This window comes from Kiloniella laminariae (assembly GCF_027214005.1).
GTDB lineage: Bacteria > Pseudomonadota > Alphaproteobacteria > Kiloniellales > Kiloniellaceae > Kiloniella > Kiloniella laminariae_A.
The window spans coordinates 234,311-247,477 of record NZ_JAPWGY010000002.1 but is presented as its reverse complement, the minus strand read 5'-3'; the positions used below and the strand labels follow the sequence as shown (position 1 = coordinate 247,477).

The window sequence follows — 13,167 nt, the reverse complement described above, 5'->3', positions numbered from 1 at the left end:
GTACCTAGGCTTTATCGGTTTTGTCGGGCTCTATAAAATACCTTTAGTCATCAGTTTCTTTTTCAGCGAAGGCACACTATGGGACCTTGCAAGCATATTATGGCTTCTCTGGTTCTTATATTTTTTCCCCGAAGATGAGGTCGAACCCAAGATCCAGGGGGGCTAAGAAAATTTTCGCTGCTCAGATGTATCTCTAGACGATAAAGTTCGAGAGGACTTCGTTGTTGGTGATGTCCTGATACTGGATGCCGGATTTGGCGAACTTTTCCATCAGGATCTTGAAATTTTCCGGGTCTTTGGTTTCTATGCCGATGAGAATTGAACCAAAGTTCCGTGCGGATTTTTTCAGGTACTCAAAACGGGTGATGTCGTCATCCTGCCCCAAAAGAAAGAGGAAATCTTTGAGCGCGCCGGGGCGCTGGGGCATACGCAGGACAAAATATTTTTTCAAGCTGGCATATTTCAGCGCCCGTTCCTTGACTTCCGGCAAGCGCTCAAAGTCAAAGTTACCGCCTGAAGTGACACAGACAACATTCTTGCCTCTGATATCTTCGGGATCGAGATCAGCAAGCGCATCGATCGAAAGGGCACCTGCTGGTTCAAGTACAACACCTTCTATATTGAGCATCTTGACCATGGTCGCACAAAGTCTGCCTTCAGGAGAGAGCAGCACCTTTTCAACCGGAACTGATTTGAGAATGTCGTAGTTGTGTTCTCCAATCAGGGCGACAGCTGCGCCATCAACAAAATTATCGATCTTTTCCAGTTTGATCCGTTGCCCTTGATTGAGGCTTTCAGTCAGGCTCGGCGCGCCAACAGGTTCAACAAAACGGAAATCTGTCGTGGGGGAGAGGGGCAAGAGTACTTTCATGACCCCCGCGGAAAGGCCTCCACCACCAATGGGCATGATCAGAAGGTCCAGGGGTTCCCCTTCAAGCTGTTCGAGGATTTCCAACCCGACGGTGGCCTGTCCTTCGATGATATCGGGATGATCAAAGGGGGGAACCATATGGGCACTTTCGCTTTCGGCATAGCGATGAGCAGCTGCATAGGCTTCGTCGAAGATATCACCGACCAGTTTGACCTCGATATAAGAACCGCCAAAAGCGCGGGTTTTATCGATTTTTTGCTGAGGGGTTGTGGTCGGCATAAATACCGTCCCCTGCTTTTGAAAATGATTGCAGGCATAGGCGAAACCCTGGGCATGATTGCCGGCCGATGCACAGACAAATTTATCGGCATGACCGTCGGGATGGCCGAGCGCCTTGCTGAAAAAATTGAACGCGCCCCGGATTTTATAACTGCGCACCGGGGTCAGATCTTCGCGTTTGAGATAAACGTTACAGTCGTATTTGTCCGAAAGAAAACGGTTCAGTTGCAGCGGCGTTTCAGGAAAAATCGCGGCAATTTTCTGTTGGGCTTTTTTAACGGACTCATGAAACGCAGACATAAAGCGACCTTATGGAACAGCAACGGGGAACGGGCTATTCTCGAGCTATACCTGCTCGCAGGGGCAAAGTATAGACGCTTATCCTGCTTAAGTGTTTTTGTCCTGTTTGCTTTTGGCCTTGTTACCTGAGGAAATCGACGGTCTCTCGCTTCCCGTTCAGGTCCAGTTCTGCCGTAACCGGGGCTGTCGTACTGATGATTTGTCCCCGTCGGATAACAAACAGCCGGGCCGGGCGAAGGCGGATGGCTTCGATCGCATCACGCGCCTGAAGGATGACGAGGTCAGCGTAGTTGCCTTTCTCGATACCATAATCGGGAAGGTGCATAACCCTGGCAGAGTTCTCGGTCACGGCGGCAAACATGGCGCGGGTTTCCGAGACGCCCGTCATCTGACCTACATGGGTAGCCATGTGCGCGACTTCGAGCATGTCGTGACTGCCAAAGCTGTACCAGGGGTCCATCACACAGTCGTGGCCGAGGGCGACATTGATCCCCATGGTGGTCATTTCCTTGATCCGTGTCATGCCACGGCGTTTGGGATAGCTGTCGTGCCGTCCCTGCAGCGTAATGTTGATCAGGGGATTGGGGATGGCAGTGATGTCTGCCTCGCGTATCAAAGGTAACAGCTTGCTGACGTAGTAGTTGTCCATGGAGTGCATGGAGGTCAGATGCGATCCGGCAACCCGGCCCTGTAATCCAAGACGCATGGTTTCCGCGGTCAGGGTTTCAATGTGACGGGACAGGGGGTCGTCGGTTTCATCGCAGTGCATATCAACCATCAGACCGCGTTTGGCGGCAATTTCACAAAGCGCTGTGACCGAACGAGCGCCATCTTCCATGGTGCGCTCGAAATGGGGGATACCACCGACCACATCAACACCGAGATCCAGAGCCCGTTTCAGGTTTTCTGCGGCCTTGCCATAGCGGAAATACCCGTCCTGGGGAAAGGCGACCAGCTGGATATCGATCCAGGGGGCCAGCTCCTTGCGGGCTTCAAGCAATGCCTCGACCGCCAGGAGGCGATCATCGCTGGTGTCGACATGGCTACGGATGGCAAGTGTGCCACGGGCTATGGACCAGCGGGCGAGGGCATGAACACGTTTTTTTATAGCTTCGGCGGTCAGATGGGGTTTCAGCTCTCCCCAGAGCTGGATGCCTTCCAGTAGAGTACCGCTTTCATTCAGACGGGGTTGGCCAAGGCTGAGCGTTGAATCAAGATGAAAATGCGGATCGATAAAGGGCGGACTGAGCAGATGACCTACGGCATCTACAATCCGGGTTTTGCCTACTTCGATCCCCGTCGTAATGTTAGGCTCTACCGCGACGATGCGGTCTGCAGAAATGGCAATATCCATATTCTTGCGCCCGTCGGGCAGGCTGGCGTTTTTGATGAGGAGGTCAAGCATGGGAGTGTCCGCTGGCTAGAAAGGTGTTATCGGGTTATCGGTTATGTCCGTTCACCACGTCGGAAAGGTGTGAGCAGAGCCTGAGGGTAGCTGGCCCGGCGCGCCATGATCACCATGGCAACGATGCTGAGAATATAGGGCAACATCAGGAAAAACTGATAGGGGATAATGGCGCCTGCCATTTGTTGTGCCCGAACCTGCAGAGCATCCAGCCCGGCAAAAAGCAGGGCGCCAATCAGGGCTTTTCCGGGTCTCCAGGAGGCAAAAATAACCAGTGCAACACAGATCCAGCCACGACCATTGATCATGCCAAAATAGAAAGCATCAAAGGCCGACATGGTGATGAAGGCTCCACCGACGGCCATGAAAGCGCTGCCGACCATGACGGCTCCTGTGCGTATGGAGAGTACATTGATCCCCTGGGCCTCGACGGCCATGGGGTTTTCCCCGGCCATGCGCACGGCGAGACCAACAGGCGTCTTGTAGAGTACATACCAGACAGCAGGGACCAGCAGCAAAGCCAGGTAGGTCAGAGGTGTCTGAGAGAAGAGGGCCTCCCCAACAACGGGAATATCGGACAAGAGCGGGATCTCGTATGGTTGGAAGGGCACGATTTTCGGTGGTGTGGTCGCATTGGGCAAAAGCATGCGAAAGACGTAATAGCTTAGAGAGGATGCAAAGAGGGTAATGCCGATCCCGGTGACGTGCTGGGACAAGCCAAGGTAGACTGTAAAGCTGCTGTGGAGCAGGCCAAAGAGGGCCCCGACAAAGGCCGCGAAAAGCACACCACTCCAGAGATCCCCCCCCATATAGACCCACATCCAGCCACACATGGCACCCATGGTCATGATGCCTTCGATCCCGAGATTGAGCACGCCAGCCCGTTCGCAGATCAGCTCGCCCAATGTTCCAAGGATCAGGGGGCTGACAATGCGCAGTGTTGCGGCCCAGAAACCAGCGGATATCAAAATGTCGAAAATATCGAGCATGATCCTATCTCCAGCGCAGACGGTAACGGGTCAGCATGACACTGACGAGTATGGAAAGGACGGACAAGCCAACCAAGACATCGGCAATATAGGTCGGGATGTTGACGGCCCGGCTCATGGAATCAGCGCCGACATAGATCATGGAGATAAAAAGGGCAGAGAGGATCACGGCCATGGGGTGCAGTTGGGCCAGCATGGCGACAGCTATGCCGGTATAGCCAAAGCCGGGGGAAATATCGAGTGTAAGGTAGCCTTTCAATCCGGCGACCTCACTGACTCCGGCCAGTCCTGCAAAACCGCCGCTGATCAAGGCGGTTCTGATCACCGTGGCATTGACGTTGATCCCGGAAAAGCGGGCAGCAGAAGGATTGTGCCCGACGGCCCGGATTTCGTAGCCCCAAACCGTAAAGCGCATCATCGCCCAGCAAAGAACCGATCCGATCACGGCAAACAGAAGGCCAAAATGCAGGCGGCTTTTATCAACCAGTTTCGGGAAGACCCCTTCATCAATGATGGACTCGCTCTGGGGCCAGCCCATGGACATGGGATCTTTCCATGGACCTTCGAGCAGATAGCCGACAAACAACAGAATGACAAAATTCAGCAGTAGCGTGGTGACAACCTCGTCAACTTTCAGATGCGTTTTCAGCAGAACCGGCACCGCCAGCGCGGCGCCTCCGGCCAGCGCGCCAACCAGCATCAGAAAGGGGATCATCAACAGGGGCGGCAAAGTGACCAGTCCTGTGCCAAAAAAAGTTGCCGCGAGTGCCCCGCAATAAAGCTGTCCTTCACCACCAATATTGTAAAATCTTGCCCGAAAAGCGATAGCCGCAGCCAGCCCGGTGAAAATCAGCGGGATAGAGCGGGTAAAGGTTTCTGTAAGGGCAAAGCTTGAACCAAGTGCACCCTTGACCAGGAGAAGATAGGCCTCGCTGACCGAGGCACCAACCCAGAGGATAAGGATCGAACCCAGCAAGAGTGATACGGCGACGGCTGCGACAGGTGCCAAGGCGATGCGCCAGGGGGCGATGTGTTCGCGTAATTCAATCTGCATGGATCTTCGTCCCCTGATCTTGAAGAGTATCAGAAATAGATGCTTTTGCCTGTTCAATCGTCTGTTCTGAGGGAAGCTCTATATCCCCGGGATCCTGTCCGGCCATCATAAGGCCAAGCTGCCCAGCGGTGACGGATTTTGCATCAAAGCTGCGGGTCAGTTTTCCGTGGTAAATTACAGCGATGCGATCACAAAGCGAAAACAGTTCATCAAGGTCTTCGGAAATCAGCAGAATACCTGCACCGCGTTCGCGTGCTGCCAGCAACTGTCCATGTACATAGGCAATTGCCCCTTCATCCAGGCCACGTACAGGCTGGTTGGCAAGGATAAAGCCCGGGTTTGGGGAGAGCGCGCGCGCCAGAATAAGTTTTTGCATATTGCCGCCAGAGAGAAGTTTTGTCTCTGCTTCGGGACCTTCACAGCGGATATCAAATTGTTCGATCAGACGTTCTGCCCGTTTTATGCAAGCTTTCTGGTCGATGAGAAAGCCGCCGCGAGAGACAGGGGGAACACGCAGGTCCTCACTGACCAGGTTTTCCCAGAGCGTCATGTCACCCACCACGCCGCTATGGTGACGGTCTTCCGGGATACGTCCAACACCCCTGTGAACAATGTCAGCGGGCGACGCCCTGGTGACGGCCTGGCCGAGCAATTCAAACGTACCCTTTGTCGGGCTGGAGAGGCCGCTAAGCAGGTCGGCCAGTGCAGATTGCCCATTCCCGGCAACACCTGCAATCCCGATGATCTGATGCTGATGAACTGTAAGACTGATCTGGTCCAGTGTCGGGACTTCATTTCTGTTCTGGAGGGTTACCCCTTCAAGCCTGACGACAGCTTTGCCTGTTGCCATTGGGTCAAGGCTTGGGCGTTCAACTTTTCGGCCGACCATCATTTCAGCCAGACTTGAACGATCGGCATCGGCTGTTGCCACAGAGCCGACAATCTGTCCCCGACGGAGAACCGCAACCCGGTCACTGATGCGCAGGATCTCGTGTAACTTGTGGGAGATGAATATAATGGCAAAGCCTCTTTTTGTCAGGCTTTCCAGTGTGCTGAACAGGCTTTCTGCTTCTTGAGGGGTCAATACGGCTGTTGGCTCGTCAAGAATCAGGACCCGTGCATCGCGATAAAGCGCCTTGAGAATCTCAACCCGCTGGCGCTCGCCGACGGAAAGCGCTGATACAGGAGCATCTGGTGCTACCGCAAGGCCGTAGTCCAGTGACATCTGTGCCAGCTTTTTGCGGGCAGCGGTCTGTTTTTGCGACAGGGACCAGAGACTTTCGGTTCCCAGCATGATGTTTTCGAGGACGGTGAGGTTTTCAGCCAGGGTGAAATGCTGATGAACCATGCCAATGCCTGCCTTGATCGCGGCATCCGTCGATCCGGGGGGCAGGGGAGTGCCATCAACCTCGATATATCCTTCATCGGCCAAATAGTGACCGTAGAGAATATTCATCAAGGTGGTTTTGCCAGCGCCGTTTTCTCCGAGCAAGGCAAGAACTTCGCCACTTTCCAGTGACAGGGTGATGTCATTGTTGGCAATCAGAGAACCAAATCTCTTGGTAATATGATGGAAGGCCAGAAGCGCCATTTGGATCCCCGGATATTGACGGGCTCTTTGTCGAGATCATGCAGCAAAGAACCCGTTTACATGGGAAAGCAACCCGTCTCTCCGGAGCGGATACCCTTTTCAGCTCCGGAGAGACGGTTGTTCTCAGTAAGTTGATTTGGGTTCGTTGTCATCAATCTCGACAACAAAGCTGCCAGAAAGGATGTCTGCCTTGATCTCTTCGACCTTTGCTTTGGCTTCCGGGGGGATCTTGTTGTCGAACTCGTAGTAGGGAGCCAGCGATGCGCCGCCTTTTTGCATCATGGTCCATTCTTTGTAATCCGCGGCTTCGAAAGTCCCTGCCTTGACCTGTTCAATGGCGTGTCCGATGGCATTTTCCATATGCCAGAGGGCCGAGGTAACAACGACATCAGTCCCGTTTTCTTCCTTGTTCATGTCATTGACATTGCCAAAGGCGAGAATACCTTTGTCTCTGGCTGCATCAACCACCCCGGCGCGTTCGGCATAGAGGACGTCAACACCAGCCTCGATCTGGGCAAAGGCTGCTTCTTTGGCTTTGGGAGGATCGTACCAGGAGCCGATGAAGGTCACTTTGAACTGAACTTCTGGGTTAACCGAGCGGGCACCGGCCATGAACGCATTGAACAGGCGGTTGACCTCGCCGATAGGATAGCCACCGACCATGCCAATCTTGCCAGCTTTGCTCATGCTTCCGGCAATTATGCCCATGAGATAACAGGGTTCATGGATGTAGTTATCAAAGACAGAGAAGTTACTGCCATGGGCTTTGAAAGGGTCGCCCATGAGAAAGGCAACTTCGGGGTAGTCATCGGCTACCTTGCGGGCTTCCTTGCTGATGCCGAAAGCTTCGCCGACGATCAGATCAGCTTTTCCTTCTGCATATTCCCGAAGTACACGGATATAGTCAGTGTTGGAAACCTTTTCGGAAAATACATACTCGATTTCACCGGCTTCTTGGGCAGCGACCAGTGCCTGATGCAGGCGCGCGTCCCATTTTTGCTGGATAGGCTGTGTGTAAATTCCCGCGACTTTCAGAGTCTTGGCAAAACCGGGTGTCGAGCCCAAAGCCAAGGTTGTTAAACCTGCCCCGGCAAGAGCGAGTAGCGTCCGTCTTGATAAAGTTGTCATGAGATCCCTCCCTGGATTCATTGTGCGATTTAATCAGAAATACAGGATAGAAGGCTTCCACGAGCGGGGCTATCCAGCTGTTTTCCAATAATTTCATTCTTATTTGTTCGATCGGAACATTCACTGCGAAGGGAAGGTTCCGCATACGGATAGATGAAGAATAGAGTTTTAGTACGACCCTGGTTGATCCGGGTGCGTTTTTATTTAACCGCAAGAGCAATGCTAGTTTTATTTGATCAAACGGTCAAATAAAACGGAAAAATATCCTGAGAATTCTTTGGATGACCTTCAGGAGAGACAGCTACGGGAATGATATTGTTCAGAGTATTTGATATTTTTCTTTTCCTTTATGGCAAGGGTTTCTGAAGTAAAAGCCAAGAGGTTTCTTGGAAGTTTTATGGAAATTTCAGAATTGGGATCTATTCTGATCGGCTGCTCCCTGTTAAATTACGCCTTGTCATATTTTTAGTGGCGCTGATTCTGCATGGTTGGTCTGCGTCTGCAAACCAAGGGAATACTTGACCTTGGCGCTCAAGTAGTTAAAACAGGCAGTGAAATGCCGACCGCTGCCCTGGATGTGGCGCGAAACCGGATAATCGTCAGCGAGAAATTACATAAGGCGTGAGTTATGCTCGAAGCCAAGAATCTTTTTTCCTATCGCAAATATTGGGCACAACGCTTCGGCATTGCCCCGTTTCTGCCTATGTCCCGTGCCGAAATGGACGAGCTGGGCTGGGATAGCTGTGATGTTATTCTGGTGACTGGCGATGCCTATGTCGATCATCCCAGCTTTGGCATGGCCATTATTGGCCGTCTACTGGAAGCCCAGGGTTTCCGGGTTGGCATCATCGCCCAGCCTGAATGGGACAATGCCGATCCCTTCACCGTACTGGGTAAGCCAAATCTCTATTTCGGTGTGACTGGCGGGAACATGGATTCCATGGTTAACCGCTATACTGCTGATCGCAGGGTACGCCACAACGACAGCTATACACCCAATGATGAAGGGGGAAAGCGCCCCGACCGTTCGGTGATTGTCTATTCCCAACGTTGCCGCGAAGCTTACAAGGATGTACCGGTTATTATCGGTGGTATCGAAGCTTCACTGCGCCGCACAGCGCATTATGACTACTGGTCCGACAAGGTCCGCCGTTCTGTTCTGATCGACAGCAAGGCTGATCTGCTGTTCTACGGGAATGCCGAACGCGCTATCGTCGAGGTGACCCACCGTATCGCAGCCGGAGAGCACCCCAAGGATATTATGGATGTCCGGGGAACAGTTATTGTCCGCAAGGAAATGCCGGAAGGCTGGACCATTGCTGACATGTCCTCCATCGATGATGAAAATGACCTGCACCATATCCCTGATCGGGCTGAAGCCAGAAAAAAACTGCGTGAAGCTGACAAGGACAAAACGGCTGTTCGCTTGCCGTCCTATGAAGAGGTCATCGCCGACAAGGCCCTCTATGCCCAGGCATCCCGTGTTGTGCATCTGGAGAGCAATCCGGGGAACGCCCGGGCAATGGTACAGGGGCATGGTGATCGTGATATCTGGATCAACCCACCGCCCATTCCCCTGACCACACCGGAAATGGACGGGGTCTTTGATCTAACTTACGCTCGTGCCCCGCATCCTGTTTATGGCGATGCCAAGCTGGCAGCCTGGGATATGATCCGTTTTTCCGTCAACATCATGCGCGGTTGCTTTGGCGGTTGTTCTTTTTGTTCGATCACAGAACACGAAGGCCGTGTCATCCAGAGCCGTTCTGAAGAATCGATCCTCAAGGAAATCGAGGATATCAGGGATAAGGTCGACGGCTTTACCGGGCAGATTACCGACCTTGGCGGCCCGACAGCCAACATGTACCGCATGGCCTGCAAGGACGACAATATCCAGAAGGTCTGCCGCCGCCTGTCCTGTGTCTATCCGGATGTCTGCAAGAACCTTGATACCAGTCATGAGAGCCTGATCCAGCTCTATCGCAAGGGCCGGGACATCAAGGGAGTCAAGAAGATCTCGATCCAGTCTGGCCTGCGATATGACATTGCGGTCAAGAGCCCGACCTATATCAAGGAACTGGTGACCCATCATGTGGGGGGGTATCTGAAGATTGCGCCGGAACATACGGAAGAGCGTGCGCTTTCCAAAATGATGAAGCCGGGCATCGGAACCTATGAGCGTTTCAAGTCGATGTTTGATGCTGCGGCCAAAAAAGCGGGCAAGGAACTCTATCTGATACCTTACTTCATCGCGGCTCATCCCGGTTGTGAAGACGAGGATATGATGAACCTGGCGATCTGGTTGAAACAGAATGGTTTCCGCGCAGATCAGGTGCAGAATTTCATTCCTTCACCCATGGCATTGTCGACGGCAATGTATCATAGCGAACGTAACCCCTTGCGTCCGATCCGTCGCCATAGTGGCGAGGTGGTCAAGACTGCCAAGGGGCTGAAGCAGCGACGCCTGCACAAGGCTTTCCTGCGCTATCATGATCCGGAAAACTGGCCGATGCTGCGTGAAGCCCTGCGTAATCTGGGACGAGCTGATCTGATCGGACCGGGGAAAAAACATCTGGTGCCGGCACATCAGCCGCTTGGGACTGGTGATAACAAAATCGGTGAGGGACGCCGGATGGGCAAGAAGAAAGGTGAGCAGACTTTCTTTACCACCCATGCCGGAAAAGGTCGCCGTCGTCCTTTGAACAGCTTGCGGGCAAAAACCTGAACCCAGGTAATTGCGGTAAATAGCTGACGTAATTCAGGAGCCGGAGAAGGGGATTTCTGCGGCTCCTGAATGGAATGAACTGTTATTTCAACTGTTCGCGCAGGGTTTCGGTTACAACCTGATCAAAGCTGTCGGCTTTGGCGGGAGCGTTTTCCCTGGCTTTGAGTTGTTCCGCGATATAGTCGTCATGTTTTTTGATCAGCAGGGCCATTTTTTGTTCCAGCTCTGCCCTAGCTGCCAGCTTTTCTTTTAAATAATCCTGTTTTTGCGCGAGTGACAGGCCTTGCAGATCCTCTGGTAATTGCTTTTCCTCAATCTTGTCCAGCGCGACGCTGTCATTTCTGACGTCGGCAACAAGATCACCGCCACCAGTGATCACCTCCTTTTCAGCAGAACGTTTGGCATAAAATTTTGAATTCTCTACCTGAACCGCTTCGGGGGCTGCTGATTTGAGAGTCATTTTACTTCGGACTTCGGACTGTTCGCTGTCAGAACCATAGGGAATAACGGTTTCATCAATCCGTCTTTGCAAGATGATGATGTCATTGTCAAAGGGGGTTTCTATGATGGTTATCTTGCCGCCGTCCTGTGGGATGGGGATATATCTTCCATGACCACGTTGGGCAATTTCTTTCCAGATGTCGCGTGTTTCGCTATCTTCTCCGGCCTGTACGGCATTGATGATGATACCTTTCTTGTTCGCAACCTCGATGATTTCGGGGTATTGCGGCGCGTTGGCATAATCCATATGCGGAGGAGCATCGCCGACCAGAAAAATAATTCTCTGGGTGTTGCTGTCTTCGTCCCAGTCGAGTTTGCGTACTGCTGTATTGAGAGCTTCGTTAACGGCCTCTGGTGTGTCTCCGCCTCCATCAGCCTCAAAGCGGACCAGGTTGCCATAGAGCCCCTGGATATCCTTGTTCATCGGAAAAGGTTTGACCACATAATCATCGCCAATATCGCGATAGCCAATCAGGGCCATGCGAATATCTGCATCGGGATGAATGTCGACGATTGTGTTGGCAATTGACCAGATCTTGCGCTTGGCGCCATCAATCAGGTCGGCCATGGAGCCCGTGGTATCGAGCACAAAAGCAACTTCGACACGGTCTTTTGACGTGCTGTTTTCATGATTTGCTGCCATGACGATTGTGCTGCTACTCAGGATTGCTACGGATGCCATCAAGCTGGTGAAGAGGAAGCGGGGGGACTTGAACATTGCTTGAGCCTGTCTCTGTTTGAAAGTCAGGTTCAAGACTGAGCGGGTATTGTGGTCTTAAGGGGAAAGTTTTATGTCAGGAAAAAGGCCACCTAACCTGCAGGATATCCCTGTGGTTAACTGTGGCCTTTGTTCGCAGCTGGTCCTGTTTAATCGGCATTAACTGGCAGGGCCAAGGCAAAAAGCGTTGGAAACGAGGTTGTTACCTTCACCTCCTTGTTCCAGGTTGTCCTGGTGGTAATCGGCAGCAAAGCCAAAAGTGACACTGGGGTGAGCCGTTGGCGACCAGGAAACTGCCGGAATTGCAAAAGACATCTGGATTTGCTGTCCAGGTGCCAGGGATGGCACGTTGAGTACCTGATTTGTCGGGTATTTTTCGCTCCAGGGTTGGCCAAGGGGGACTGCAAAACCGAGGCTGACTGCACTGGAGGCTGCCTGAGCGGTGCCGTTGTTTCTGACAATCCAGCGCACGCTCTGGTTACCACCATTCCAGCTGCCGCAATAGCCTGTATTTGGCATGCCGCTTGACCCGCCGTAGGCAGGGAGCACAACGAGGTCAGGTATTCCCGGTCCACCAGGGGCACCAAAGATCACAGGTCCCGAAACTGTGGGTCTGGTACTGCGGTTGGATAAAGATTGTGCCTGTGGACGCAGTGTTCGTGTCGGTGTTGTTCTTGTCTGGACCTTCTGATCCAGGTTTTCACTTGGCTGTACTCTGTTTTGAAGCTTTGTTGCTGTCATTGGTTCAAGCTTTGCCTGGGGTGGGGGAAAGCGTCCACAGTAGGTCTGGCCATTTCCAAGAGGGACACAGCCTGCCAGAGCTGGTCCTGAAGTGAGGGCGATAAAGCTTGCGGTAATCAGACTGGTACCCAGCCCGGCAAGAAGTCTGTGTGTGATAACCTGTGTCATGACCCGATCTCCTGTTTGGTTGAACTGGCGGGAAACTTGGCGTTGCTGCTTCGCTTCCTTTTATCTGGTTTGTCGGAAAGAGAGCGGATAGGGTTCAAAACAATTCCAGAAAAGGTGTCAGATATATTTCTGATTGAGGGGGGAGCATGAAAGTTTGTGGTGTTGAGCTGAAGGGAAATGAAGCAATTCTGGTTTTGCTGCAGGGGCAGGAAGCGTGTTTTGAGCTTCTTGATCATGTGACCCGGAAAATCACCCTGAAAGATAGTGATTGTGCTGCAGAGGTGTCTCTTTTCAGAAAAGCGGTTGATGATTTTATGGCAAACAACAGGGTCGAAAAAATCCTGATCAAGAAACGGGCAAAAAAGGGAAAATTTGCCGGTGGTCCGGATACCTTCAAGATGGAGGCCCTTATCCAGATTATTTCTGGCCCCGAGGTGGTTCTTGTTTCGCCGCAGGCTCTTGCGACCATGGAAAAGAAACGCAGTATCAGTTTTCCAGCACCTCTGCTCAAATATCAGCAGACAGCCTTTCTGGCCGGAGTTTGGGGGCTGGTACACATCTGAAGCCGACCCGTCTGCTGTTTTTTGATGCCGGAGACTCTGGCACGGGTTTTTAAACCTTCTTTTCAGGAAAATAGCTATTGCTGCTAACCCGCTTTGCCAAAGGGATAAAATTCTCGTCAATATGAAACGATACA

Annotated in this window: 11 protein-coding genes; 3 read left to right on the top strand and 8 right to left on the bottom strand. The window is 52.4% G+C overall.

All coding sequences use genetic code 11. The features are described from left to right. Nucleotides 1–193 precede the first annotated feature (193 nt). The 6 genes from ilvA to O4H49_RS05820 all read right to left on the bottom strand — a co-directional run bounded on the left by ilvA (nt 194) and on the right by O4H49_RS05820 (nt 7,617). Nucleotides 194–1,450, bottom strand: coding sequence for a threonine ammonia-lyase IlvA (gene ilvA / locus O4H49_RS05845; protein WP_269422503.1), 1,257 nt, complete (start codon nt 1,448–1,450; stop codon nt 194–196). Between the two features lie 121 nt (nt 1,451–1,571). After that, nucleotides 1,572–2,855 carry an amidohydrolase family protein gene (locus O4H49_RS05840; protein WP_269422502.1) on the bottom strand — a complete coding sequence of 428 codons (1,284 nt, stop codon included), beginning with the start codon at nt 2,853–2,855 and terminating at the stop codon, nt 1,572–1,574. A 41-nt stretch (nt 2,856–2,896) separates the two neighbouring features. Further along, nucleotides 2,897–3,844, bottom strand: a complete 948-nt coding sequence (locus tag O4H49_RS05835; RefSeq protein ID WP_269422501.1) for an ABC transporter permease — start codon at nt 3,842–3,844, stop codon at nt 2,897–2,899. 4 nt (nt 3,845–3,848) lie between these two features. Further along, nucleotides 3,849–4,898 carry an ABC transporter permease gene (locus O4H49_RS05830; RefSeq protein WP_269422500.1) on the bottom strand — a complete coding sequence of 350 codons (1,050 nt, stop codon included), beginning with the start codon at nt 4,896–4,898 and terminating at the stop codon, nt 3,849–3,851. After that, complete coding sequence (locus tag O4H49_RS05825) at nt 4,888–6,489, bottom strand: ABC transporter ATP-binding protein (protein ID WP_269422499.1); 1,602 nt, start codon at nt 6,487–6,489, stop codon at nt 4,888–4,890. Before O4H49_RS05825 ends, O4H49_RS05830 begins: the two co-directional genes overlap by 11 nt. Before the next feature lie 123 nt (nt 6,490–6,612). Next, nucleotides 6,613–7,617: a BMP family protein gene (locus O4H49_RS05820; RefSeq protein ID WP_269422498.1), complete on the bottom strand. Its 1,005-nt coding sequence runs from the start codon at nt 7,615–7,617 to the stop codon at nt 6,613–6,615. A 484-nt stretch (nt 7,618–8,101) separates the two neighbouring features. Here O4H49_RS05820 and O4H49_RS05815 point away from each other — a divergent pair, with 484 nt between their 5' ends. Next, nucleotides 8,102–8,242, top strand: coding sequence for a hypothetical protein (locus O4H49_RS05815; protein ID WP_269422497.1), 141 nt, complete (start codon nt 8,102–8,104; stop codon nt 8,240–8,242). A 3-nt stretch (nt 8,243–8,245) separates the two neighbouring features. Beyond that, nucleotides 8,246–10,342 (top strand): YgiQ family radical SAM protein, encoded by a 2,097-nt coding sequence (locus O4H49_RS05810; RefSeq protein WP_269422496.1) that lies wholly within the window; start codon nt 8,246–8,248, stop codon nt 10,340–10,342. Between the two features lie 82 nt (nt 10,343–10,424). Here O4H49_RS05810 and O4H49_RS05805 read toward each other — a convergent pair whose 3' ends face one another. After that, a complete protein-coding gene (locus tag O4H49_RS05805) occupies nt 10,425–11,561 on the bottom strand; it encodes a vWA domain-containing protein (RefSeq protein ID WP_269422495.1) in 1,137 nt (378 codons plus the stop codon). 159 nt (nt 11,562–11,720) lie between these two features. Beyond that, nucleotides 11,721–12,470 (bottom strand): hypothetical protein, encoded by a 750-nt coding sequence (locus O4H49_RS05800; protein WP_269422494.1) that lies wholly within the window; start codon nt 12,468–12,470, stop codon nt 11,721–11,723. Nucleotides 12,471–12,616: 146 nt separating this feature from the next. Between O4H49_RS05800 and O4H49_RS05795 the strand changes: the two genes are divergently transcribed. Further along, complete coding sequence (locus O4H49_RS05795) at nt 12,617–13,033, top strand: DUF3010 family protein (protein WP_269422493.1); 417 nt, start codon at nt 12,617–12,619, stop codon at nt 13,031–13,033. Nucleotides 13,034–13,167: the final 134 nt, after the last annotated feature.

Excerpts from the sequence above, each read along its gene's own strand:
- ilvA (WP_269422503.1), bottom strand. The coding sequence starts at position 1,450 with ATGTCTGCGTTTCATGAGTCCGTTAAAAAAGCCCAACAGAAAATTGCC.
- O4H49_RS05840 (WP_269422502.1), bottom strand. The coding sequence starts at position 2,855 with ATGCTTGACCTCCTCATCAAAAACGCCAGCCTGCCCGACGGGCGCAAG.
- O4H49_RS05835 (WP_269422501.1), bottom strand. The coding sequence starts at position 3,844 with ATGCTCGATATTTTCGACATTTTGATATCCGCTGGTTTCTGGGCCGCA.
- O4H49_RS05830 (WP_269422500.1), bottom strand. The coding sequence starts at position 4,898 with ATGCAGATTGAATTACGCGAACACATCGCCCCCTGGCGCATCGCCTTG.
- O4H49_RS05825 (WP_269422499.1), bottom strand. The coding sequence starts at position 6,489 with ATGGCGCTTCTGGCCTTCCATCATATTACCAAGAGATTTGGTTCTCTG.
- O4H49_RS05820 (WP_269422498.1), bottom strand. The coding sequence starts at position 7,617 with ATGACAACTTTATCAAGACGGACGCTACTCGCTCTTGCCGGGGCAGGT.
- O4H49_RS05815 (WP_269422497.1), top strand. The coding sequence starts at position 8,102 with ATGGTTGGTCTGCGTCTGCAAACCAAGGGAATACTTGACCTTGGCGCT.
- O4H49_RS05810 (WP_269422496.1), top strand. The coding sequence starts at position 8,246 with ATGCTCGAAGCCAAGAATCTTTTTTCCTATCGCAAATATTGGGCACAA.
- O4H49_RS05805 (WP_269422495.1), bottom strand. The coding sequence starts at position 11,561 with ATGTTCAAGTCCCCCCGCTTCCTCTTCACCAGCTTGATGGCATCCGTA.
- O4H49_RS05800 (WP_269422494.1), bottom strand. The coding sequence starts at position 12,470 with ATGACACAGGTTATCACACACAGACTTCTTGCCGGGCTGGGTACCAGT.
- O4H49_RS05795 (WP_269422493.1), top strand. The coding sequence starts at position 12,617 with ATGAAAGTTTGTGGTGTTGAGCTGAAGGGAAATGAAGCAATTCTGGTT.